This is a genomic window from Chryseobacterium gleum, assembly GCF_900636535.1.
Lineage (GTDB): Bacteria > Bacteroidota > Bacteroidia > Flavobacteriales > Weeksellaceae > Chryseobacterium > Chryseobacterium gleum.
Map to the genome: position 1 here is coordinate 954,915 of NZ_LR134289.1, position 23,619 is coordinate 978,533.

Below are 23,619 nucleotides of genomic sequence, written 5' to 3' on the forward strand. Positions count from 1 at the left end.
AATTGTACAATTTATTCTTCAGAATCAGAATTCTCATTTTCCTCTGCTGAGTTTTCATTTTCAGCCTGAGGTGCTGTATTGTCTTCCTGGTTATCAAATAGCGATCCTACAACTCCTTCTTCTGTTTCTTCAAGTTCTTCAGAATCTTCCTCTACATCTTTATCCATTTCTACTTTTGCAATGGCTGCAATTTCGTCATTTTTCTTAAGGTTGATCAGTTTTACTCCCTGAGTATTTCTACCCATTACTCTCATCTCATCCATTCCCATTCTGATGGCAACACCGGATTTGTTGATAATCATCAATCCATCTTCGTCTGTTACGTTTTGAATAGCAATCAGATTACCTGTTTTTTCAGTAATGTTCAGGGTAATAACTCCTTTTCCTCCTCTGTTGGTAATTCTGTAGTCTTCTACCGCAGTTCTCTTACCGTATCCTTTTTCAGATACCACAAGTACTGTTTCGTTCTCTACATCGTTCACAACAATCATACCAATAGCTTCATCACCATCTTCAAGCAAGATTCCTCTTACCCCGATAGATCCTCTACCCACTTCTCTACTTTTTCTTCAGGGAAACGGATACATTTACCATTTTTGGTAGCGATCATGATCTGAGAATTTCCGTTTGTCAGGTAAGCTCCTAATAGCTGGTCATTATCTCTGATCTCAATAGCATTTACCCCGTTTACTCTTGGTCTTGAATAAGCTTCTAATGATGTTTTCTTAATGGTTCCGTTTTTGGTTACCATCACAACGCTCATTTGATTTACGTATTCAGAATCCTTAAGGTTGTTGGTTCTGATGTATGCTTTGATCTTATCATCCGGTTCAATGTTGATAAGGTTTTGTACTGCTCTTCCTTTTGCCGTTTTGGAGCCTTCAGGAATTTCAAATACTCTTAACCAGTAACATCTTCCTTTTTCAGTAAAGAACAGCATATACTGGTGGTTGGTTGCAGAAACGATATATTCAAGGAAGTCAGAATCCCTTGTTGTTGCTGCTTTATTACCCACACCTCCTCTACTTTGGATTTTATATTCTGAAAGCGAAGTTCTCTTGATGTATCCTGCGTGAGAAATAGTAAGAACTACAGATTCGTTCGGGATAATATCTTCGATAGACATTTCTCCTCCTGAGTAATCTATTTCAGTTCTTCTTTCGTCTCCGTATTTTTCTTTGATCTCAAGCAATTCTTCTTTGATGATCTGGAATCTTCTTGGCTCGTTCGCTAAGATGTCTTCCAAATTCGCGATTTCTTTCATGATCGCATCGTATTCATCACGGATCTTATCAAGCTCCATTCCTGTAAGACGAGCTAATCTAAGATCAAGGATTGCCTGTGCCTGAATATCAGAAAGTTCAAAAGCTTCAATCAATCCTTCTTTTGCAGCCTGAGGATTCGCACTGTGACGGATAATAGAAATCGCTCTGTCTAAAGCATCCTGAGTTCCGATCACTTTCATGAATCCTTCAAGGATATGTGCTCTTTCTTTTGCTTTTTTAAGCTCAAACTGAGTTCTTCTTACGATGACCTCATGTCTGTGCTCTACAAAGTGATGAATGATATCTTTAAGGTTCAGCTGCTCCGGTCTTCCGTGTACCAATGCAATATTATTTACACTGAAAGAAGTCTGAAGTGCCGTATATTTATATAATAGGTTAAGGACAACATTCGGAATTGCATCGTTTTTCAGTTCGTAAACAATACGAAGTCCTTTTCTGTCCGATTCGTCTCTGATTTCGTGAATACCAGGAATTTTTTCGTCCTTAACAAGCTCTGCTGTTCTGGCAATCATTTCAGCTTTGTTCACCTGATAAGGGATTTCAGTAACGATAATAGCGTTTCTGTTTCCGATTTCGTCAAAGTTAACTTTAGCTCTTAAAACTACTCTACCTCTTCCTGTATGGAAAGCATCCCTTACTCCATCGTAACCATAAATGATACCTCCTGTAGGAAAATCCGGAGCAATGATGTGCTGCATTAATTCATCGATCGTAATTTCTTTATTATCGATATAAGCGCAGATTGCATCTACAGATTCTGAAAGGTTGTGCGGCGCCATGTTGGTTGCCATCCCTACTGCAATACCTGAAGTACCGTTTACCAAAAGGTTCGGAATTTTTGTCGGCATCACTGTCGGCTCCTGTAAGCTGTCGTCAAAGTTATTCTGAAAATCAACCGTTTCTTTGTCCAGGTCTGAAAGAACCTCATCAGAGATTTTTTTCAGTCTTGCCTCAGTATAACGCATTGCTGCAGGAGGGTCACCATCCATAGAACCGAAGTTACCCTGCCCGTCTACCTGAGGATAACGTAAGCTCCAGTCCTGAGCCATTCTTACCATAGCATCGTATACAGAGGAATCTCCATGCGGGTGGTATTTACCCAAAACATCCCCAACAATTCTCGCAGATTTTAAATATTTTCTATTAGAAAACACCCCTAGTCCATACATACCGTAAAGTACTCTTCTGTGAACGGGTTTCAAGCCGTCTCTTACATCCGGTAGCGCTCTGGAAACGATAACCGACATCGAATAATCGATATAAGACGACTTCATTTCATCAACAATGTTGATAGGAATCAGTCTTTCTCCTTCTTTTTGCATAAACAAATTTTATTGTAATGATATTCAGACCCTTAGCTGTAAGTCCGAAAATTATTTATTTCCAATTTTTATTAACGGGCTAATTTACGAAAAAAATGCCGATTTTTGCTGTAGAATTTATCCAAAAAATCTTAAAAATTCATAAAAATATGAGCGTATTAAGTATAACTTTCCACTGTACAAAAGACAGGCTAGAAGAATGGGAAAATTATATTGATGAAACATTGGTTTTAATGACTGAAAACCTGATGGATGTAAGCAAATATATTCTTTCTGAAGTGCACAGCGACTTTATTGAGGAAGGAAAAAATTATAATCTCCTGCTAATTTTTGATAATAACGATCTTCGTGAAGATTTTATTAAAAGTGAACTTTTGAATATTTCCGAAAGGATTGAGAAAAAGTTCGGGCAGGAAGTGATGGTTTTTAATACTTTCCTTAATCCGAAAAAAACAAGATTATAATAATCATAAAAAAGCACTGAAAAAATTCAGTGCTTTCTTTTTATCTGTGATGTCCATGACCGTGACCTTTGTGATGTCCATGTCCGCGATCGTCATAAATATACACTTTCTTTACCTGGCCTGGTGCGTAGTACCTCGCACTTCCGCCATAATACCTTTTTGCATGACCTGGCGGCATTCTTCTTCCATGATGCTCATGTACCACACAAGAGGACAACAACAATGCTACCACAGCTGCTCCTGCGATTTTAAACATACTTTTCATTATTTTCACTTTTTCAATTTCGATAGCGAAATATATCAATGATAATGCCAAAAAGTATTTAAATCAACATGATGCAGATAAAAATCAACTGTTAATTTTTATTGCTGATTAGTGACCATATCTTTTTTTCACTTGTCCCGGAGCATAATCTTTTGCGCTTCCACCGTAGATTTTTTTAGCCTGGCCCGGAGGAAGTCTCTTGGTCTGATATCCATATCCATTGTCATAAGCGACACACGATGTCATCATCGCTAATATAATAACAGCTCCTGTAATTTTAATGATACTTTTCATTATTCCACTTTTTCAAATTTGAGTTAATATAACAATGGTAATGCCAAAAATTTAAAATTCAGAGTTGAAGGTTGGAATATACTGCCTTTTGATCAATGGTCAATTTTGCTTCGCAAGTCCATAATGAATTTGTTATGGAGATTAGTTTTGCTTATCGACAAAATCATCATTCATCATTCATCAATTATAATTTATAATTCTAAATGATTTCACTTCTTTTTTCCATCAGAATAACATCTTTCCATTCTCCATTGAGCTTTCCGATTTTTTTTCGGATACCTACCATTCTGAAACCGTTTTTCTGATGAAATTTAATAGAAGTTTCATTTTCAGAGAAGATATTGGTCTGTAATGTCCAGAATCCATGATCTTCACTGTCTAAAATCAACTTTTTAAGCAACACGGAACCCAATCCTTTTCCCTGGTATTCGTTATCAAAATAAATGCTAACTTCTGCAACTCCCTTGTAACACTCTCTTTTGCTGACGGGTTTTAAGGCGCACCATCCCACAACTTCATTATTTTCATTTTCCAACACCCAGCGGCAGTCGTTAAAATATCCCATGCTCCAGGCTTCAGCAGTTGGAACTTCTGTCTCAAAAGTGGAAATTCCACCGTCTATTCCCTGGCGGAAAATTTCCAGAACCCTGGCTTCATCAGTGGGAAGCATTTCTCTTAATTCGTAATTCATCGTTTTAGTGATATTTTCTTTTAATTTTTCTTTTAATTCTTGAATAGTGGGTCTGTTTGCTTTTTTCGTCCTGAGAAACAACACTGATATTGCCGTCTACTTCCAGTACAGACAGCTTTACATCATCTATATTTTCAATGCCATGCTCCCTTATTGCCTCTTCAAGTTCGCTTTCTGTTATTTTAACGCGGTTCAGAGCAGCCTGGTCTGTTACTCCATCCCTGATAAGGACCACAGGTTCATCTTCCATCAAGGTCTGAAAGGAACGGCTGGAAAACATTATCCTTTTTAGAATAAAATTAGCAACAAACAAAACCAATGCCGCAACAATGCCACCCTGCAAAGAAGTATCAGGCCCTACCATCGCATTCTGAACGGCATTTGAAATCAGCAGTAAGAGTACTACATCACCTGCATTGAGCTGGGAAAGCTGATTTTTACCAAATAAACGGATGGCAATTACCATGAAAAGGTAAACGCAGAGGGAACGGACAGCAACGTTAAGAATAGGATCCACAATTTTTTTATCTACTCAAATGTATTGATTTTTGTGATTTGCAAAAAATAATTTATTGACGGATTGGTATAAATTTTGACATCTGGACTGTAAATTGACCTTACAAAATACTTCCATGAAAAAATTATTTCTTCTTTCGGGAATCTTTCTATTATTTGCATCGTGTAAAAAGAATGAAGCACACTGCTCTTTATCTTCTGATGCAGCCATCAATGCAAAAATAAATGAGCTTTATACTACTTACGAAAAATCTAATGAAGCAATTTACAATCAACCCATTCCGGAAGATTTGTTTTCCGATGATCTGAAAAAAGTTCTGGAAGAGGCTATTAATACTTCAAAAGCAGATATAGAGAAGGTAAAAAACAGTGATCATCCTGATGAAAAGCCTTTAATCTTTGAAGGCGCTCTTTTCTCCAGTCTATATGAAGGGTTTACAGATTATAAAACTAAATCCGCCAGGATAAAGAATACAACAGCAGAAGTACCGGTGGCATTTGAATACAACCTTGCTTCACCGAAAGTAGCATGGACAGATACCATACATCTGACAAATACAGGAAAAGAATGGAAGATAGATAATATTACTTTTGATACAATAGGGAATTCCGGGGATCTTAAAGCAAGATTAAAAGAATTTGTTAAAAGTACAAGACAATAGAAAAGCCGCTTATAAAAGCGGCTTTATTTTTTACGGGCATTGAACGATTGGAACATCGCTGCAAATTACTTTATTTGCCCATTCGCAAAATGTACAGTATTTTACCGGCTCTCCTCCGTTCACTGACTTCAAATCTGATTTTGTCAGTTTCTTTAAATTTTTCATATAGTTCTAATTTTATGGTAGCCCAAAACTAAAACATATCTGTTTATTCTTTATTACAATTTAATCATGTAAGGTTTCATTATTCACACATTCATGAATAATATGCAATCAATATTATCTGCTGTGAATTTCGACTGTCACTGGCATTACATAAGTATAGGCAACCATATTATCAGTCAGTTTTTTTCGGTCTACTCTATAATCAAGATCGCTGAGTACCGTTTCAATTTCCCTGCTTACGGTTTTGCAGTCTCCTGTAGAATGAACATTAATGATTTTCCCGTTTTTGGCAATATCAAATTTCACCACTGAGTTTACGGTTCCCTGTTTATAATCAGGATTGGTAAGATCAAAGTTGGCTTCCAGTTTATTTCTGATGTCATTAAACGTTTCACTTCTATTCAGTTGAATTTCCTGAATGGTACTATGATCTGTAGTCTGAGCCTTAGCAGTGTTTAAAACAGCAGCAAATCCGCAGACAAAAAGTGAAGCAATGCATATTTGAATTCTATTTTTCATAACTAACTGGTTTTAAATATTATACTAACCTATTTTTGTATCTCTTAACCAAAGTTATTAAAAATAATTCATATTAATTTTACATTCAGTTAACATTTAATTAATATTGAAATATAATTAACTGATTATCAGAGTAATAATTTTTAAAAATAAATGAAAGTTTAATATTGGAGGTAGATTTTTAAGCATAAAAAAGGCTAAACCTGATAGTTTAGCCGATTATTATCTTAATGTCCCGTCCTGAAATAAGTTGACAATTAATCGACTTATTTATGAAAGATCAAGTATTAAAAAGAGAAAAGCGCACACAAAGAGACTACAGTATAGCCTTTAAATTAAGAATAGTTTCTCAAGTAGAAAACGGCGATTACACTTACAAGCAGGCTCAAAAAGAGTATGGTATCCAGGGAAGAAGTACTGTTTTGGTTTGGTTGCGAAGATATGGTAACTTAGAGTGGAGTAAACCTAAACTTCATACTATGCCTAATTCCAAAGAAACACCAGCTCAAAAAATTAAACGTTTAGAAAAAGAACTAGCTGATGAAAAGCTAAAAACCAAGGTTCTTAATACGATGATTGATATCTCAGATAAACAATATGGGACTCAAATCAGAAAAAAGTTTTCCTCCCAACAATCTTCCAACTCCACAGACAAGGAATAAGTATATCAAGACTGTGTAGATTGTTTGGGATAAGCCGTCAGGCTATTTATCAAGCTAAGCAAAGGATTTTAATCCGGGAAAACCAATTACTGAAGGTAAAATTTCTGGTTCAGGAAATACGAATGAAGTTACCTAAATTAGGAACAAGAAAACTTTATCATCTTCTTAAAGAACAGCTCATACAGGAAGATGTCAAATTGGGAAGAGATGCTTTATTTGCCTACTTAAAAAGAGAGAATATGCTAATCCGTAGACAAAAGAAATATATTAAAACAACATTTTCAAAGCATTGGCTTAGAAAGCATCCCAATCTGTTGAAGGATTTGAGAGTAGAAAAAGCGGAACAGGTGTTTGTAAGCGATATAACTTATCTTAAAACCAAAGAATCTACATGTTATTTATCTTTGGTAACAGATGCCTATAGTAGAAAGATCATGGGATATTCATTAAGTTCAAATATGAACACTGAAAATGTTGCGAAAGCTTTAAAAATGGCAATAAAAAATAGAGGTTCAAGTGGCCCATTAATTCATCATTCAGATAGAGGTTTGCAATATTGCTCTGGTTATTACCAGAAAATACTTAATAAGAATGAAATCAAACCGTCAATGACTGATGGTTATGATTGCTATCAAAATGCACTGGCAGAAAGGGTGAATGGAATATTGAAACAAGAATTCCTTTTTTATAAAACAAAGAATATGCAAGATCTAAACTCATTAGTAAAAGAAAGTATTTATCTTTATAATACTAAAAGACCACATCTAAGCCTTAATATGCAAACTCCAGATAAAGTGCATAAAAAATCCGAAGAAATAAAATATCTCTCCGGATTAAATATTGTTTAATTTATGTCAACCTATTTTAGGACGACTCATAATTTTTAATTTGAAAGTTGATCAATATTCTGAAATAAATTATTTAGATTCCTTCGGAATGAAAAAATACTGCATACTTTTATAAATATTCTATTCCAATTCCCTCTTTAAGAATTTCCCTGTCAGGCTTTTCTTAGACTTCACAATTTCCTCAGGAGTTCCCTGTGCAACGATCTGTCCGCCATGTTTTCCTCCCTCAGGTCCAACATCAATAATATGGTCGGCTAATTTGATCACATCCATATTATGTTCAATGATGATGAATGAGTTTCCAAGTTCTACCAATTGATTAATAGCATCCATAAGGATTTTTACGTCTTCGAAATGCAATCCTGTTGTTGGTTCATCAAGGATATAAAGGGTGTTTCCGGTTTGTCTTTTTGCCAGTTCGGTTGCCAACTTGATACGCTGTGCTTCACCTCCTGAAAGAGTTGTGGACTGCTGCCCAAGGGTAATATATCCTAATCCTACATCCTGCAATGTTTTCACTTTTGAAAAAATCTTAGGAATCGGCTGGAAGAAATCTACCGCTTCATCAATCGTCATATCCAGTACATCAGAAATCGATTTTCCTTTGTAACGGACTTCCAGAGTTTCCCTGTTGAAGCGTTTTCCGTTACATGTTTCGCAATGAACATACACGTCCGGAAGGAAATTCATTTCAATCACTTTCAATCCTCCACCCTGACAGGTTTCGCATCTCCCGCCTTTCACGTTGAAAGAGAATCTTCCCGGTTTATATCCCCGGATTTTACTTTCCGGCAGTTCAGCAAAAAGATTTCGGATATCCGTAAACATTCCGGTATAGGTTGCCGGGTTTGAACGTGGAGTTCTTCCAATTGGTGTCTGATCTACGTCTACAATTTTATCGATATTCTCTAATCCTTCAATTTTTTTGTAAGGTAACGGCTCCTGAACCGCTCTGTAGAAATGTTTGTTTAGGATTGGATACAAAGTTCCATTAATCAGAGACGATTTTCCGCTTCCTGAAATTCCGGTTACAACAACCAGTTTTCCAAGAGGAATATCCAGGGTTACATTTTTAAGATTGTTTCCTGTAGCTCCTTTTAATACAATATTTTTACCGCTTCCTGCTCTTCTTACTGCAGGAATTTCAATCTTTCTTTTACCATTGATATATTGAGCCGTGATGGTATCTGCTTTCACCAGATCTTTCGGTTTCCCCTGCCAAAGGATCTCTCCACCGAATTTTCCGGCTTTAGGACCAATATCCAACACCTCATCGGCTTCCAGAATCATGTCTTTATCATGTTCTACCACCAATACAGAGTTTCCGATATCTCTGAGGTTTTTCAGTGAGTTGATCAGCCTTTCATTATCTCTCTGGTGAAGTCCGATGCTTGGTTCATCAAGGATATATAAAACATTCACCAGCTGAGATCCGATCTGTGTTGCCAGACGGATTCTCTGTGATTCTCCTCCTGAAAGGGTTTTTGAACTTCTGCTCAGACTTAAATAATCCAACCCTACATCCAGCAAAAACTGAAGCCTGGTTTCGATTTCTTTTAAGATCTCATGAGCGATGATTTTATTTTTTTCTGAGAATTTATCTTTAACATCAGCCAGCCAGTCTTTTAAATCCGCTAAGCTTAAAGCATTGACTTCTGCAATGTTTTTTCCATCAATTTTAAAACTTAAACTTGAAGGCTGAAGGCGGGTGCCACTACATTCCGGGCAGGTTTCTTCTGTCGTAAAATGTCTTTCCAATAAAACAGCTTCATATGAGTCTCTGTCATCAATAATCTCCTCCATGAAAGCAATCAGACCATCGAAACCTATTTTTATTTTTTTGGTAATTCCGGCGTATTTCAGATCTTTATTGAACTCTTTATGACATCCATTGTAGATATAATCCAGTGCTTCTTCCGGAATATCTTTTAAAGGTGTTGTTAATCCCAATCCGAAAATCTCAAGGATGTTTTTAATCTGTGACAGTATCCATTTGTTAGATTTGATATCTTCCAATGGTAATAATCCTCCCTGATTAATGGATAGTTTTGGATTGTCTACGAAATAATCTGTATTGATCTTTTTGATGGTTCCCAACCCTTTACAGTTCGGACAGCTTCCTTTCGGTGAGTTGAATGAAAAAGTATTTGGTTCAGGCAGTGCCAGAGAGTGTCCGGTTTCTGCATCCATCAGGTTTTTCGAAAAGTACTCAATATCTGTACTTCCCAGCTTCTGGATACCGATAATTCCTTCTCCCATTTCCATTGCGGTACGCAATGATTTCTCCATCCTGCTTTCTGAGGCATTTTCCCCGATGATCCAACGGTCAATGACAATATCAATATCGTGGGTTTTATAACGGTCAAGTTTTAAATCATATTCAATATCCTGCAGCTCACCGTCAATTCTTGCCTGTCCATATCCTTTTTTAGCCATCTGAACAAAAAGTTCATGATAATGCCCTTTTCTGGAACGCACCACTGGTGCCAAAAGCATGATCTTCTCCTTTTTATAATTTTCTTTGATGGTTTCCAGAATCTGCTCTTCGGTATAACTCACCAATTTCTGTCCTGTAGACAGAGAGTAAGCATCCGAAACTCTTGCATACAGTAGACGCAGAAAGTCATACAACTCGGTAACCGTTCCTACGGTAGAACGCGGATTTTTATTGGTGGTCTTCTGCTCAATGGCTATAACTGGAGAAAGTCCTTCAATTTTGTCTACATCAGGACGCTCCAATCCGCCCAGAAACTGGCGTGCATAAGCAGAGAATGTTTCAATATAACGACGCTGGCCTTCTGCAAAAATGGTATCAAAAGCCAATGATGATTTTCCACTTCCGGAAAGGCCGGTAATCACGACCAATTCGTTGCGTGGAATTTTTACGTTAATATTTTTAAGGTTATGTTCACGTGCCCCGTAAACTTCTATATATTCTGTTGATTTACTCATAATTTGGGGTGACTTTGCCAGAAAATCACAACGTGCAAAAATACGAAATTTTATAGACTTTTTTTGAATATAAAAGGGATAAAAGTTTCATAAAAAATTCTTAGTTTTTGTTAATGGAGTAAATAAGAAATTGTTGAATTTCTACAGAATGATTTATATATTTTGGCTAAAGCCATTTGAAAATATGATCTATTAAAAAACGGGCTAAAGCCCGTTTCTATTGATATTATTCAAAAATGCCATAATTAATACGGCATTTATATTTTAAACTGATTTATTTTCTTTAAAGATTACATATCCTGGAAATCAACATCTTCATTGGTAATCCTTACGATATACTCGATTCCGTCGATGGCCTTGGCTATGATCTGATTTCTGATGATATTGGCCATATTTTCCCAGTAGGCTCTTCCATAGAAGGAATAATTCTGAGGAACGATCTCTACTTCAACGGTTCTTACGAAACCTTCTTTTGGTTTGTTGCTGATCATTGTCCCCCTTCTTACCCTTACTTCTTTTACCTCATCTTTCAGAATCATACGGCAGTAATTTTTAACATCTTCCAAAGAGATAATTTTATCTCTGGTTGTCAGCGCGTATTTATAGGCCTGGATACTGTCAGTACCTTTCTGTTCTTCAGCTCCCCCTAAAGTTTCGGTAAGCAACACAACGGTTTGTGACTTCAACTGGTTGGAAAGTTCAGTTCCCGGGCGCATATGATTAGCCAGAGTGCAGTGTGTTACCCAAAAAGAGGCATAAGTATGGTCTGTTTTTTCTACAGGTTCCATGATCACGTAGTTCAATTCCTGTCTGATATTCCTTTTGGCATTATTGACTTTCTGAACCATAGATTTCATTTTATCTGACATTTCGCTGAGAACTCCTTTTACATTATCCCTGTTCAAAAGGGAAAATGCAGCAATTTCATCCCTTGTCAGTTCCAGAACATTGGCAATCATATCAACGGCATTTCTGCTGGTGAAGCGTTCCATACCTCCCTTTCTTACAGTGTATAACCCTTTTTTAAGATCATCAGCCGGCGTGAAAGGGATTTCAGTATATTTCCTTCCGTCACCGTCCTGCACTTCATCTACATACAGGAAATGCTCCCCTTCATCTGTTACCAAAGGAATATTATTCCCCATGATATCAAGGCTGTATTCTGTTTTTTTCCAGCCTCTGTTATATATCGGGAAAGCGTTCAGAACAAAGGAAAAATTGTCAAGGATTTCTGCTGAAAATTGTGGTGGAAACTCAAAAGTAAGCCACAGATAACGTTTGTTATCCAGGAATTTAGTGATTTCTTCTTTTCCTGCCAGGAAATCAAGGTTTTGCGGAAGCTCTCCCGGTTCTGAAAACAGGCTTTGGGAGATTCCTGTTACTTCAATAAATTTATGGCGGTATATGCTTTTAATATCTTCAATAACCTTATTTCTGATGGACTGCTCTTTGAACATCTGTTCGTAGCCATCCGAATGACTTTCTGTGAGATAGCTTAATCCTTCTCTTACAAATAATGGATTACCGTTGCTAGAAACCGTGATGTAAGGTAGTAATTTGTATACAAAATCAAGATGCTCAAAAGCCGGATTGGAGCAGAAAATGCTCAGATATTTCGGAAAGTTCTCACTCACATATTTACTTACATCTACTCCTATTGTGATTTTTCTGTAATCTTCAGGTCTGCCCTGAAATCTTGCAATAGGAATTTTATTGAATCGGTCGTCAATACTGTAACAGGTATTTCCAACAAACATAATGGACGTGTGAACTTTGTTGATTCTCACATTTCCTACAGGAGTAAAAGGAATGTTCAGCTGCTTGTCTGACTCTGATTTTACAGTGGATGTCATCTGTTTACGGAAGAAGAATTCTGTATGTTCCAGTAAAATTTCAGAAGACTCATAAGGTTGTGTAAAAGCCACGGAATGAGCCGGGATAGGATGTGTGTAAATAGAAGGTGTAAGCAGTTTTGCCAGCTTTTCCAATATACGGGCATTTACTGTCTGTATTTCATTATTCGCTTTGAAAACTTCTGTACTGAATGCATCTATCAGCAGTTTTACAAAAGGATCTAAAGACTGCGGGCTTCTCAATCCCCATACTTTAGTTGCATTCTGCAGCATTCTTGCTTTTACAGATTCTTTGGAATAAATATTCTGATCTAAATTCATAATTTTCTTTCGCTGTTAAAAATATTAATCAATAGACATTGGACTTAGAAACAGTTCCGTTGAAAAACTGAAACGTTCTCCTGTTTCTTCCATTTTTGCATTGATGGCAATTCTTACTTTCTTTTTAATTTCGGTGTGTTCTTTAGTATCGTAGCTGTGCTCTACAAATTGTATATGAGCATCAATCTGCGGGTTCACGATTCTTGGTTCATATTCCTGAATCTGCCTTCTTAAGCTTTTGATAAAAACGCTTTCCCAGATGGCGCTTGTAACTCCATTATCAAATTCAAGGTTCCAGACATCGTTTCCATAGTTTTCATCATATCTGTTCTCCCCTTTTTTGGTGGTGATCAGCAGCATAATATTGTGGGCAATACTTTCCCCCATATCGCAGGTATCGATACTTCCGCCTTCGGTCATTAAAGTAGACGGTACGAAAGGCATTCTGTAATTTGGTGTATCCATAACTTATTGTTTTTACTTCATGGTCCTGTTTAAAAACGAAATACCAAAATACGCATTTTCGGCAAATAACGGCTACAATACTTTAAAATATTATTGAAAAAATAAGGGCCTTAAACCTGAATTGAAAGCCCTGAATATTCTATATTTCTTTTCTCCTGTATTCTATTTTTACTGATCTGCCTTTTTACGGTTGATAAAATAATACACCGGAAGCCCGAGTAATACCAGTATAAAGCCAGGCCATGTATATTGCTGTTTGTAAATCAGCAATAAGATACAAAAACAGGTTCCTATCAAAAGGTAAATAACAGGCGTTACCGGATAAAGCCACGTCTTATAAGGTCTTTCCAGTTCCGGTTGTTTCATTCTTAAGTAAATAACTCCAAAAACCGTAATCATATAGAACAGAACAATCACGAAAGAGATCATATCCAATAAATTTCCGTACTGCCCGCTCAGGCATAAAATAGAAGCCCAAACTCCCTGCATCCAAAGTGCATTTTCAGGAACTTCATTTTTATTGTTTTGTACTGCCGATTTAAAGAACATACCGTCTTTTGCCATCGTCTGGAAAACTCTGGCTCCTGCCAGAATGAGTCCGTTATTGCATCCAAATGTGGAAATCATTACCAATAAGGCAATAATAATGGTTCCTGCACTTCCAAATATATTCTGAGAGGCTGCTACCGCTACCCTGTCATTGGCTGCAAATGCAATGCTATCCCTGTCAAGCGCATTCAGATAGACATAGTTTACAGCAATATAAAGAATCATCACAGCAGAAGTACCGTAAATCATCGATTTTACTACATTTTTTTTAGGATTTTCAATTTCACCGGAAACAAAGGTCACACTTTCCCAGGCAACAGAACTGAAAACAGAACCTACCATGGCAGCAGCAATTCCCCCAAGAAGAGTCATTCCTCCTATTGGTTCCCAGCCTTCTTTCAGGAAATTACCACTCAGATCTTTTTTAAGATTATTAAAAGAATCCGTTCCCCAGCTGAAGTTTTCTGATAAATGAGAAACATCTACCAGAATAAAACCAGCAGCAATTAAGCCTAATAATGCTATAATTTTGGAACCTGTAAAGATATTCTGAAGGATTTTACCACTTTCTACTCCCCTGGTATTAATATAGGTAAGCAATAAAATCACTCCAATCGCCAGAATCTGGATCCATGTAATTTTAAATTCACCACTTTGAAATATTGGTGCGGCATCATTCAATGACGGAACTAAATAAGCGGTAAATTTTCCAAAAGCCATCGCCACCGCTGCAATAGTTCCGGTTTGTATTACCGTAAACAGACCCCATCCGTAAAGAAATCCCATTTTTTTTCCGAAAATCTCTTTCAGATAAGTGTATTGTCCTCCGGCCTTGGGAAACAGGGCAGACAGTTCACCGTAGCTTATTGCTGCTGCTACCGTCATTATTCCTGTAATCACCCATACGATAATCACCCAAAATCCTGTCCCCAGATTTCGCATCATATCAGCACTTACAATAAAGATCCCGCTTCCAATCATCGATCCCATCACCAGCATGATGGCATCCCATAGTTTCAGTTTTTTCTGCATAGTCAAGTATAGGATTCAAATATAATCAAATCTGCCGTTGATTTTCAAATTTGTTGAAAATTCCTTAAAAACAACTGCTTTTTGCCATTTTTTATTTCGTTATGATTCAATTTTAATTAGTATTTTTGGAAAAATTTTTAACATGAAATTCAAAACAATATTATTTTGTGTAGCATTAACAGTTTCTTCATTAACATTTGCCCAATCCGGTCCTCCGGAAGGAAAAGCTTTGGTAGGTGATACTTATGGAGCTCAGGTAAGTTCATCCGCTGAATCCAAAGCGATCACAGTAGATAAATTGAACAAAAAGCTCAAAAAAGACAATAAAAAAGTGGAGAATGTTGCTGTTAAAGGCAAGGTAACCGATGTCTGCGACAAAAAAGGCTGCTGGCTTACCATACAGACGGAAGACAATTCTAAGTTTTTTGTGAAAATGAAAGATTATGCGTTCTTCGTTCCTACCGCTTTAAAAGGGAAAAATGTAGTATTGGAAGGGAATGCTGAGAGAAAAGTAACTTCTGTAAATGAGCAGAAACATTATGCGGAAGATGCTAAAAAACCTCAGTCTGAAATTGATGCGATCACTCAGCCTAAAGAAGAAATCAGATTTGTAGCAAATGGAATTAAAGTGGTTAACTAAACTTTATATTCTGAAATTAAGTTTTGGCTAAAGTCGGATGAATCTTTATTTAATGTAAATGGGCTAAAGCCCATTCCTATTGAATATAAATTTTAATATCTCAAGTTTGGAATTTAGTTATAAAAATAAAATCTCCGGCAGCCTTTCAGGGCTGCCGGAGATTTTTTATGAGGTTATTTAAAATTCTTTTAGTCTTCAATTTTAAAATCCACTACAGAATCCAGTTTTGGATATTTAGTTGCAGAAATAAATTTCTTGCCGGTGCAATCTATTTCCAACCAACCTTTCTTTTGTTTTACATCCCCGGCTTCCATTACAAAAGGGATAAAAGAAATATCATCTTTTCCTTCCTCTTTGATTTCCCTGTATTGAACTGCAATGTCAAGAATACATTCATGGTCAGTATTTAATTTTACATTCCTGTAAATAATATCATAGTGGGTTTCCCTGTTCTCCGGAATTTCGAGGTAGGTTTCCCAGCCTGTAATATCAGAGTTGAGTTCACTGATTGCCTTCAGGGCATAATAAAGGGCAATTGTATAATATTTTCTGGTTCCTTTTCTGGTATAGTCATCCACAAAGTGTCCGCCTTCAAATAAAATAGTTGGCATTCCGGCTTTAATGAAATTGTCTCCTGTAGAAGTCGGATAGAATTCATCAGAATATCTTCCGATCTGATTAGGAATCATTTCTTTCAAATGATTGTATACACTTCCGATAACTGCCATACATTTTTTTCTGTTTTCAGTCACGGTACGCTCTACATTTTCGGACGGAGCTAAAAAGGAAAGTGTAGCAGGGTGAATACCATCAGTCGTAAAAATGGTTCTTTGCTCATGCAGGTTTAAAGCATAATCATATTTTTTGGAAGCAGCTGCTTTTTTCAGGAATTTGATCTCTTTACTTGCTTCGTTATGAAAATCTCTGTTCAGATCAATATCCGCGGCATTCAGTCTTGTCCATCTTTCAGATCCGTCAGGATTCAGCATGAATATAAAATCAAGTTTTATTTTACTGAATAAATCCTCTTTCATTTCCGGAGCTTTATTAAGGCTTTCCAAAAGATCAAGCATAGCGTGCGTAGCATTGGATTCATTGCCGTGCATTTGTGACCAGGCCAGCACCTGAATGTTTCCGGTCCCGATGCTTAACTGATAAATCGGCTTATCTAAATAGGATGTTCCGATCTGCTGAATGTAATCGCTGAGATTTGCCTGTAGATAAGAAAATAATTTTTCAGGAGAAATATAGCGATTTGAGAAATCGGGGTTCTGAGAATAGATCTGTTCAAAATTCATTTTGCGAAATAATTTACAAGAATCAAATTTAGCCATTTTTGGGCTAAAATTTAAATTAACATTTGTAAAAATCAGTAAAATGATTGAATTTACATTTGACACTGTGGTTTAAAATAGATTTACAAGATTTAATCCACATCAATTTTGAGTTAAATAATCCAGTTAACTTTTGTAACATTGTTAAACAGTACTGATGGACAAATTGTCTGTGGATAAAAATGTGGATTGCGAATAATTTAATTATATATAGTTAAAATATTTATATTCAGTAATTTATAAAATTTATTTAAATTGTATTTATAACTATACTTTAAGTAAATATAATGCTGTATAAGGCCAGTTGAGCATTATTTTTTTAAACATCTTAATTGTGGAAAACTTAGATATCTATTTTCATATACAAATGTAAACACAATAAAAATAAGAGTTTCCGTGAAATATTTTTATTTTTTTATAGGTTTTTCGCAGGCATTTTAATGTTTAGAAAATTAAGTGGTTTAAGGTTAAGATTATTTCTCCCAATTTGATGTATATTTAGTATAAAATCTGTATATTTTACTTTTGTATATGGTCTTAATATGGCTTTTAATGGCATATAACAAGGAATTAAGCTAATTGGAATAAAGAAATGGAAATATAGGATATTAACAATGTAAACAGTAGATTTTAGGAGCTTTAACAGTAAAAATACAGAGCAAAATGAAGTGGATTTACAATATTAAACTTGTTTTTCAATAAATGTAAGGTTTAATCAATAAGCCTCATCAGAAATGATTTTAGAATTAAATACAATTGTAATTTATCTACAAATCATTGTTTTAAAGTATATTGACTACTATTTACAAATGTATATAATTAAATTTCGTGTTTATTTACATTTGTATTTTGCATTTGTAAATTATAAATGTTACATTTGTAAAATAATTAAAGGCTTATTTTTATGAGTTTAAATGAAAGAATTTCAAAAATTATAGAGTATTCCAATCTTACTCCTTCCGAGTTTGCTGATGAGATTGATGTACAGCGTTCGTCCATTTCACATATCACATCAGGAAGAAACAAACCGTCTCTTGAATTTATCATAAAAATAAAATCCCGTTTCCCGGAACTTCTATGGGATTGGCTGGTTACTGGCGAGGGGGAAATGCTGAAATCGCAATTGCCAGAAACAGAAATTAAAGAAGAACATACCGAAGAGGAGAAAATAAAAACAACTCCACTACCCGATCTTTTTACTATGATGAATGATGATGATGAATTCGGAAGTGAAGAAACGGAAGCTGAAGCTCCAAAATCAAGTGCTGGAGAATCGGTTATAACGGCCAAGGATAAGGCTCAGGAAAAAATATCGGATTCTCAGCGATTAGAAAATTCTGGTGATCAGATTTTAGGACAACTGTTTGGTAATCAACAAAGTAAAATAAAACGTATTGTTTTGTTTTACGAAAATGGAAAATTCGAAAGTTTTGAGCCTTAAAAAAACCTGATCAGAGAAATGATCAGGTTAAAAAATATTTGAAGAAGAAAACTAAAGCTATTGCTTTATTTTATTTTTAAAAATTTTTGACAGGGTATCAGTTGATCGAATTTATCTAATAATCATCTGCTCCTGTTTATAATTTTATAATGCCGGTTTTTTAGGTGGATAGTTACTGTGGCTATCAAATGGGCGAAATGTCCATAAGACTTATCACAGTCAGTGAAAACATTCCATGTGCTAGTTTTTATGTCTTTATCAAATATAAATATTTAAAATCAAATCAGCAATAAAAATAAAATTATTTTATATATAATCGATTTAAACAGTAAATAGATTAGTTATTTTTAAATTCAAATAAAATTCCATTTTTGGTTCAGCAATTAGGATATATAGAACCAATAAAAAAGACCCGCAAAAATGCGGGTCTGATTGATTTATTGAGAACAATACTATGCTTGTTTCTTTCTTCTTTCCAGTTCTTTTTTGATCAGTCCAAGCTCTCTTCCGGTTTGTCCGGCCACAGAGGTATTTTCCTGGGCTCTTCTCGTCAGATAAGGCACAACATCCTTTACAGGTCCGTACGGAAGATATTTAGCCACATTATAGCCTTTATCTGACAAATAGAAGGTGATATTATCACTCATCCCGTAAAGCTGCCCAAAATAGATATGCGGATTACCGCTTTCCAGAGATTTTGCCTTCATTTTGTCCATAATCAGTTCCGAAGAGATCTCATTATGGGTTCCGAAAAACGCTGAAACCTTATCCAGATGCTCCATTACAAAGTCGATTCCTGCATTATAGTTTTTATCTGAAGCTTCTTTTGTCGGCTGTATTGGATCTGCATATCCTTTTTCTGCTGCTCTGGCTCTTTCTTTTTCCATATAAGCACCACGAACGATTTTATAACCGATGAAGTAATTTTTCTCTCTCGCTCTCTGAAGATGAGCTTCCATATATTCCAGCCTTCCGGTTCTGTACATCTGGATGGTATTCCAAACAATAGGCTGCTGCTGATTGTATTTCTCCATCATCTCTTCACAAAGGTGGTCTGCTGCGTCCTGCATCCAGGTTTCTTCAGCATCTACCATTACTTTTTTATCATTCTCATGGCAAAGACTACATACTTCATCAAATCTTCTCACCACTCTTTCCCATTCTTCTTTCTGGCTTGTTGTAAGCTCTGCCCCTTTTCCAACAGCTTCATAAAGATCAATTCTTCCGAAAGCGGTAGGCTTAAATACAATAAAAGGAATCGCCGGATTTCCTACTGAGAATCTTACAATGTCCTTAATTTCTTTGCACACTGCATCAAAAGTTTCCTCATCTTCTTTTCCTTCAATAGAGTAATCGAAAATACTTCCAACTCCTCTTTTGAAAAGCTGCTTCACAACTTTCATACTTTCTTCACGGGTTTCACCACCGCAGAACTGCTCAAATAAGGTGTTCTTTACAATTCCTGTAACGAAAGGAAAATTGTTATGTACTGTGAAATTCAGAACAGATGTTCCAAGGCTTGTAAGAGCGGGCTGTTCAATCATTTTAAACATCCAGTAAGCCTTTCTCAATTGTGCATCAGACTTGTCTGCAAATGCAATTTTAGTATCATTAAAAATGGGCATTCCTATTTATTAAATTTAGTTATGCAAAGGTAATAATAACCTCAGTTTATTTAAAAGAATTTTTTTATAATTTATGCTCTATTCCGTTTAAGAGCATTGCTATAATTCCTACAAAAACCCAGAACCGTAATATATTCAATGTAAAGAAGTTACTTCTCCGGGAAGCATTTATAAGGAGATAAATACATACGATCATGACAAAAAGGCCACCGGCAAAATAATAGGCCATGAATCCTGTAATACCGGTTTTTGTAATAATCTTCATAGAAACTACCATGGTAATTATCAATAATGAGGTCAGAATGATTTTGGTATTTCTGGTTTTAAAATAATTAGGGATGGTAGTATATCCGAATGCTTTATCTACACTTCGGGTAAGGGTATCTTTTACAATATCAATACATAACAGAATAAGGAAAAGAAAAACAGCCATCAGGAATACCTTTCTGGAAAAGGTTTCGTAATATACCATCATTCCAAAGAACGGATACAGCGTGAGACTGACAAAAGTAAGGTTATTCAGTATCAATATCCTGCTCAGTTTATGGCTGTAAAACCACATAAAAAACTGGTAGATTACAAAAAAAACAAAAACATTATGGGAAATCATCCAGGCAATCCCCAAAGAAACAGCGCTCAGCGCCAGGTAGGCATACAGAAAATATTTTTGTTTGATAAAACTCTGAAGCCTGGTTCTGAAGGGTTTTACTAAATGGTCCTTCTCCAGGTCATAGAACTGGTTGATAATACCACCAGCCAAAATGGTAAGAACGGTACAAAAAATAATACCGTGCACTTTGAAATCAAATACGAAATTTCTGAAAGATTCATCCTGATTGAACAGGAAAAAAGTGGAAACATAGAGCGCAAATGTCAGCAGGGCGGCTACAAAAAAACGTGCACCGAGCAAAAAGCCCACGAACTGTGAAAATCTGTAAAATAGAGATTTTGAGAAATAGTCTTTAGATTGGAAAGGTTCTTTTTCAGAATTCATTCCAGGCTGTTTAAAATCTGTAGATCACTTCTTTCTGGAAGCCTTCAAGCATTTTTTCTGCTTTTGCATAGTCTTTGGTAAATCCTAAGATATAGCCGCCTCCACCGCTTCCGCAGAGTTTCAGATAATAAGCGTTAGAATCCAGTCCTTTTTTCCAGATGTTAAATATACTTTCAGGAATCATAGGACGGAAATGTTCATAAGCCCAGTGAGAAAGCTTTTTAAGATTTCTGAAGAATGGGTTCATATCTTTTTTAAGGAAAGATTCGATACATGCGTTGTTGTAACGGATGAATTCTTCTTTCAGGGTTTTACGGAAACCTTCTGTTTTCATTTTTTCAAAGAAAATCTGAATCATAGGCCCTGTTTCTCCTGTCATACCGGAATCAATCAGGAATATAGCTCCTTTTCCTTCTTCACCCTCGGGAATATTTACCCTGTCTAAATTTTCTTTATTTTCGATAAGAATCGGCAGATTCATATAACAGATCAGTGGATCCATTCCTGAACTTTTTCCATGGAAATAGCTTTCCATTTCACCAAAAACAGCTTTTAATTTTTTAAGATTATCTTTGGAAATGTTCTCAGGATTAAGTTTACTGATTGAATATTTTTCAAAAATAGCAGCTACCAGCGCTCCGGAACTTCCCACTCCATATCCTTGCGGAATATTGGAATCAAAGAAAAGTCCGTTTGAAATATCTTTTTTGAAACTCTCAATATCCAGTTTAAAATCGTCGGAAAGATCAAGTTTTGTAAGAAAATCAGAATATTTCTGCAGATGCCTGTTGGAATTAAGCTCAAATTCAGAACTTAAATCAGAATATTTCAGAGTCCCTTTATAGAAGCTGTAAGGTACTACAAGCCCCTGGGAATCTTCAATCATTCCATATTCTCCAAACAGGATTATTTTTGCATAAAATAAAGGGTTGGTCATTTTGACAATAAATCTTTTTGCAAAGTTAAAATTATTCCGCTGAATATAAGCAAAACTCAGGCCGAATTGTTTTCTATTTTACTTTCGCCAGTTCTTTTAATAAAATTACGAAATAAATATAATAAATAAACATAATTTTAAAAATAAAATACAATAAAAAAGACGTTAAAAATAACGTCTTTCAATTTTATAATGTTTCCCTGTCTTTTCTCATTTTAACCTTTAGGAATCGTATTAAAATTAATCCTGCACCAAAAAATACAGTCATTGATAAAGCTGCAATACGCATATTATTAAAATGCTCAATCAGTGTTGCAAAGATAAATGTTCCAATAATGATTGCAATTTTCTCCAACACGTCATAGAAGCTGAAGAAGGTTGTATTTTCCATGGAGTCTTCAGGAAGCAGCTTTGAGTATGTAGATCTTGACATCGCCTGAAGTCCACCCATTACAAGGCCTACCACTGCAGCTACGCCATAAAACTGGTACTCAACCGTAGGATTTTCTTTGTTAAGGAAATAAGCCCATATACATGCTATAATCCAAAGTATGATAGCAATTGAAATAACATTTTTATTACCGATTCTCTTAGATAATCTTGAGAAAATAACAGCTCCGATAATTGCTTCAATCTGGATGACCAGAAGTGTTCCGATCAATTTATCCTGAGCCAGGTTGATTTCACTTTTCCCAAATAAGGTTGCCATCAGGAAAATAGTCTGCATTCCTACACTGTAAAAGAAGAAACTTGACAGGAAGAATTTCAGATTTCTGTCTTTGAAAAGCTCTCCACCTACTTTGAACAGTTCATGGAAACTTTCTTTTGCAATGTCTTTATAAAAGCTAAGATTATCTTTCAGTACTTCGAAAAAGCCACCCTGCTCTTCATGCTTTTTAAAGATATTTTTATAGTTCAATAATACAAGATCTTTAGGAAGCTTATCTTTTACATCCCCAAACTGAGGAAGGTGTTTGAAAGTATATTGAGAGAACCCGAACCACCATGCTCCTGTAAGCAGGAAGCTGATTCTTGTAAACAGTAATTGCTGAGCAGCTCCTTTGGCAAAAACCTGAATCAGTACCAAACAGATCACCACTAACACTACGGAGCCGATATATCCGTAAACATATCCTCTTGCAGAAAGTGCATCCTGCCTGTCCGGAGTGGCAATATCCGGAAGGAACGAGTTATAAAACACCAGACTTCCCCAGAACCCGACACTGGCCGTAATGCTGAACAGAAGCCCCAGAAAGACATTATGCATTCCTGTAAACATAGCCAATCCCATACATGAAGTTGCTCCCAGGTAGCAGAAGAACTGCAAAAAAGATTTTTTGTTTCCGATGGTATCTGCCAAAGAAGATAAAAACGGTGACAACAAAACCACAATAAAAAACGATATGGTAAGTGAATACCCGTATACAGCATCCGGCTGATATCCTTCTCCAAAAATTTTAATCGTATGCCTTACCGGAACATCAATCCAGGATTTTGTTTCTGCTACATATTCTTTCTTCTCATAAGCAGTGGTAAGGATAGAATAATAAATGGGAAAAATGGTAGAGGTAATAACCAGGGAATACACGGAGTTTGCCCAGTCATATACAGCCCAGGCCTTCATAATCTTTGGATTATTTTTTATGTTTTTAGGCTGTCGATTCTCAGTTTCAGACATTTCAAATAAATATTAGTAGCACAAAAATAAAAAAACCATTAAGAAATGGATAAGTTTTTAAAAAAATTATCGATTCCTTAATGGCAATATATTCTGAAACAGAA

Annotated in this window: 20 protein-coding genes and 1 pseudogene; 5 read left to right on the top strand and 16 right to left on the bottom strand. The window is 35.8% G+C overall.

Annotation, left to right across the window (positions count from 1 at the left end):
- Nucleotides 1-11 precede the first annotated feature (11 nt).
- Nucleotides 12-2,608: pseudogene (gene gyrA / locus EL165_RS04405) on the bottom strand (DNA gyrase subunit A).
- A 149-nt stretch (nt 2,609-2,757) separates the two neighbouring features.
- Between gyrA and EL165_RS04410 the strand changes: the two are divergent.
- A complete protein-coding gene (locus EL165_RS04410) occupies nt 2,758-3,072 on the top strand; it encodes a DUF4286 family protein (protein WP_041461755.1) in 315 nt (104 codons plus the stop codon).
- 40 nt (nt 3,073-3,112) lie between these two features.
- Here the strand turns inward: EL165_RS04410 and EL165_RS04415 are convergent, their stop codons facing one another.
- The 4 genes from EL165_RS04415 to EL165_RS04430 form a co-directional block, all read right to left on the bottom strand.
- Entirely contained in the window at nt 3,113-3,337 is a 225-nt protein-coding gene (locus EL165_RS04415; RefSeq protein WP_041461754.1) for a hypothetical protein, read from the bottom strand.
- 108 nt (nt 3,338-3,445) lie between these two features.
- A complete protein-coding gene (locus EL165_RS04420) occupies nt 3,446-3,631 on the bottom strand; it encodes a hypothetical protein (protein WP_002979188.1) in 186 nt (61 codons plus the stop codon).
- A 199-nt stretch (nt 3,632-3,830) separates the two neighbouring features.
- Nucleotides 3,831-4,322 (bottom strand): GNAT family N-acetyltransferase, encoded by a 492-nt coding sequence (locus EL165_RS04425; protein ID WP_002979187.1) that lies wholly within the window; start codon nt 4,320-4,322, stop codon nt 3,831-3,833.
- Nucleotides 4,323-4,326: 4 nt separating this feature from the next.
- Nucleotides 4,327-4,839: a DUF421 domain-containing protein gene (locus EL165_RS04430; protein ID WP_002979185.1), complete on the bottom strand. Its 513-nt coding sequence runs from the start codon at nt 4,837-4,839 to the stop codon at nt 4,327-4,329.
- A 115-nt stretch (nt 4,840-4,954) separates the two neighbouring features.
- Here EL165_RS04430 and EL165_RS04435 point away from each other — a divergent pair, with 115 nt between their 5' ends.
- Complete coding sequence (locus tag EL165_RS04435; protein WP_002979184.1) at nt 4,955-5,500, top strand: DUF3828 domain-containing protein; 546 nt, start codon at nt 4,955-4,957, stop codon at nt 5,498-5,500.
- Between the two features lie 30 nt (nt 5,501-5,530).
- On the opposite strand, the gene EL165_RS04440 is transcribed toward EL165_RS04435, so the two are convergent.
- Nucleotides 5,531-5,665: a bacteriocin-like protein gene (locus tag EL165_RS04440; protein WP_002979182.1), complete on the bottom strand. Its 135-nt coding sequence runs from the start codon at nt 5,663-5,665 to the stop codon at nt 5,531-5,533.
- Nucleotides 5,666-5,779: 114 nt separating this feature from the next.
- Complete coding sequence (locus EL165_RS04445; protein WP_002979180.1) at nt 5,780-6,184, bottom strand: hypothetical protein; 405 nt, start codon at nt 6,182-6,184, stop codon at nt 5,780-5,782.
- A gap of 272 nt (nt 6,185-6,456) precedes the next feature.
- Here EL165_RS04445 and EL165_RS04450 point away from each other — a divergent pair.
- A protein-coding gene (locus tag EL165_RS04450; RefSeq protein ID WP_429825934.1) for an IS3 family transposase occupies nt 6,457-7,694 on the top strand; the annotation gives its coding sequence in 2 pieces (ribosomal slippage) (nt 6,457-6,805 and nt 6,805-7,694; 1,239 coding nt in all).
- 120 nt (nt 7,695-7,814) lie between these two features.
- On the opposite strand, the gene uvrA is transcribed toward EL165_RS04450, so the two are convergent.
- The 4 genes from uvrA to EL165_RS04470 form a co-directional block, all read right to left on the bottom strand.
- Nucleotides 7,815-10,646: an excinuclease ABC subunit UvrA gene (gene uvrA / locus EL165_RS04455; RefSeq protein WP_002979178.1), complete on the bottom strand. Its 2,832-nt coding sequence runs from the start codon at nt 10,644-10,646 to the stop codon at nt 7,815-7,817.
- Nucleotides 10,647-10,936: 290 nt separating this feature from the next.
- Nucleotides 10,937-12,820, bottom strand: a complete 1,884-nt coding sequence (locus tag EL165_RS04460; protein WP_002979176.1) for a type VI secretion system baseplate subunit TssF — start codon at nt 12,818-12,820, stop codon at nt 10,937-10,939.
- A gap of 24 nt (nt 12,821-12,844) precedes the next feature.
- Nucleotides 12,845-13,285 (bottom strand): GPW/gp25 family protein, encoded by a 441-nt coding sequence (locus EL165_RS04465; protein WP_002979175.1) that lies wholly within the window; start codon nt 13,283-13,285, stop codon nt 12,845-12,847.
- 168 nt (nt 13,286-13,453) lie between these two features.
- The gene (locus tag EL165_RS04470; RefSeq protein WP_002979173.1) at nt 13,454-14,866 is read right to left on the bottom strand and encodes an APC family permease; all 1,413 of its coding nucleotides are present in this window, start codon (nt 14,864-14,866) and stop codon (nt 13,454-13,456) included.
- 142 nt (nt 14,867-15,008) lie between these two features.
- Between EL165_RS04470 and EL165_RS04475 the strand changes: the two genes are divergently transcribed.
- The gene (locus EL165_RS04475; protein ID WP_002979171.1) at nt 15,009-15,506 is read left to right on the top strand and encodes a DUF4920 domain-containing protein; all 498 of its coding nucleotides are present in this window, start codon (nt 15,009-15,011) and stop codon (nt 15,504-15,506) included.
- A gap of 188 nt (nt 15,507-15,694) precedes the next feature.
- On the opposite strand, the gene EL165_RS04480 is transcribed toward EL165_RS04475, so the two are convergent.
- Nucleotides 15,695-16,804, bottom strand: a complete 1,110-nt coding sequence (locus tag EL165_RS04480) for a M14 family zinc carboxypeptidase (RefSeq protein WP_041461473.1) — start codon at nt 16,802-16,804, stop codon at nt 15,695-15,697.
- Between the two features lie 940 nt (nt 16,805-17,744).
- Between EL165_RS04480 and EL165_RS04485 the strand changes: the two genes are divergently transcribed.
- On the top strand, nt 17,745-18,281 hold the full coding sequence (locus EL165_RS04485) for a helix-turn-helix transcriptional regulator (protein ID WP_002979163.1): 537 nt from the start codon (nt 17,745-17,747) through the stop codon (nt 18,279-18,281).
- Between the two features lie 452 nt (nt 18,282-18,733).
- On the opposite strand, the gene EL165_RS04490 is transcribed toward EL165_RS04485, so the two are convergent.
- The 4 genes from EL165_RS04490 to EL165_RS04505 form a co-directional block, all read right to left on the bottom strand.
- Nucleotides 18,734-19,906 (bottom strand): proline dehydrogenase family protein, encoded by a 1,173-nt coding sequence (locus EL165_RS04490; protein WP_002979161.1) that lies wholly within the window; start codon nt 19,904-19,906, stop codon nt 18,734-18,736.
- A gap of 64 nt (nt 19,907-19,970) precedes the next feature.
- Nucleotides 19,971-20,900 (bottom strand): UbiA family prenyltransferase, encoded by a 930-nt coding sequence (locus tag EL165_RS04495; protein ID WP_002979158.1) that lies wholly within the window; start codon nt 20,898-20,900, stop codon nt 19,971-19,973.
- 10 nt (nt 20,901-20,910) lie between these two features.
- Entirely contained in the window at nt 20,911-21,837 is a 927-nt protein-coding gene (locus tag EL165_RS04500) for a mevalonate kinase family protein (protein ID WP_002979156.1), read from the bottom strand.
- 187 nt (nt 21,838-22,024) lie between these two features.
- On the bottom strand, nt 22,025-23,515 hold the full coding sequence (locus tag EL165_RS04505; RefSeq protein WP_002979155.1) for an MFS transporter: 1,491 nt from the start codon (nt 23,513-23,515) through the stop codon (nt 22,025-22,027).
- Nucleotides 23,516-23,619: the final 104 nt, after the last annotated feature.

Bases quoted from the DNA above. Each gene is read 5' to 3' on its own strand.
- EL165_RS04460 (WP_002979176.1), bottom strand. From the start codon at position 12,820: ATGAATTTAGATCAGAATATTTATTCCAAAGAATCTGTAAAAGCAAGA.
- EL165_RS04410 (WP_041461755.1), top strand. From the start codon at position 2,758: ATGAGCGTATTAAGTATAACTTTCCACTGTACAAAAGACAGGCTAGAA.
- EL165_RS04465 (WP_002979175.1), bottom strand. From the start codon at position 13,285: ATGGATACACCAAATTACAGAATGCCTTTCGTACCGTCTACTTTAATG.
- EL165_RS04435 (WP_002979184.1), top strand. From the start codon at position 4,955: ATGAAAAAATTATTTCTTCTTTCGGGAATCTTTCTATTATTTGCATCG.
- EL165_RS04445 (WP_002979180.1), bottom strand. From the start codon at position 6,184: ATGAAAAATAGAATTCAAATATGCATTGCTTCACTTTTTGTCTGCGGA.
- EL165_RS04490 (WP_002979161.1), bottom strand. From the start codon at position 19,906: ATGCCCATTTTTAATGATACTAAAATTGCATTTGCAGACAAGTCTGAT.
- EL165_RS04440 (WP_002979182.1), bottom strand. From the start codon at position 5,665: ATGAAAAATTTAAAGAAACTGACAAAATCAGATTTGAAGTCAGTGAAC.
- EL165_RS04415 (WP_041461754.1), bottom strand. From the start codon at position 3,337: ATGAAAAGTATGTTTAAAATCGCAGGAGCAGCTGTGGTAGCATTGTTG.
- EL165_RS04475 (WP_002979171.1), top strand. From the start codon at position 15,009: ATGAAATTCAAAACAATATTATTTTGTGTAGCATTAACAGTTTCTTCA.
- EL165_RS04505 (WP_002979155.1), bottom strand. From the start codon at position 23,515: ATGTCTGAAACTGAGAATCGACAGCCTAAAAACATAAAAAATAATCCA.
- EL165_RS04480 (WP_041461473.1), bottom strand. From the start codon at position 16,804: ATGAATTTTGAACAGATCTATTCTCAGAACCCCGATTTCTCAAATCGC.
- EL165_RS04500 (WP_002979156.1), bottom strand. From the start codon at position 21,837: ATGACCAACCCTTTATTTTATGCAAAAATAATCCTGTTTGGAGAATAT.
- EL165_RS04420 (WP_002979188.1), bottom strand. From the start codon at position 3,631: ATGAAAAGTATCATTAAAATTACAGGAGCTGTTATTATATTAGCGATG.
- EL165_RS04495 (WP_002979158.1), bottom strand. From the start codon at position 20,900: ATGAATTCTGAAAAAGAACCTTTCCAATCTAAAGACTATTTCTCAAAA.
- EL165_RS04470 (WP_002979173.1), bottom strand. From the start codon at position 14,866: ATGCAGAAAAAACTGAAACTATGGGATGCCATCATGCTGGTGATGGGA.
- EL165_RS04425 (WP_002979187.1), bottom strand. From the start codon at position 4,322: ATGAATTACGAATTAAGAGAAATGCTTCCCACTGATGAAGCCAGGGTT.
- EL165_RS04485 (WP_002979163.1), top strand. From the start codon at position 17,745: ATGAGTTTAAATGAAAGAATTTCAAAAATTATAGAGTATTCCAATCTT.
- uvrA (WP_002979178.1), bottom strand. From the start codon at position 10,646: ATGAGTAAATCAACAGAATATATAGAAGTTTACGGGGCACGTGAACAT.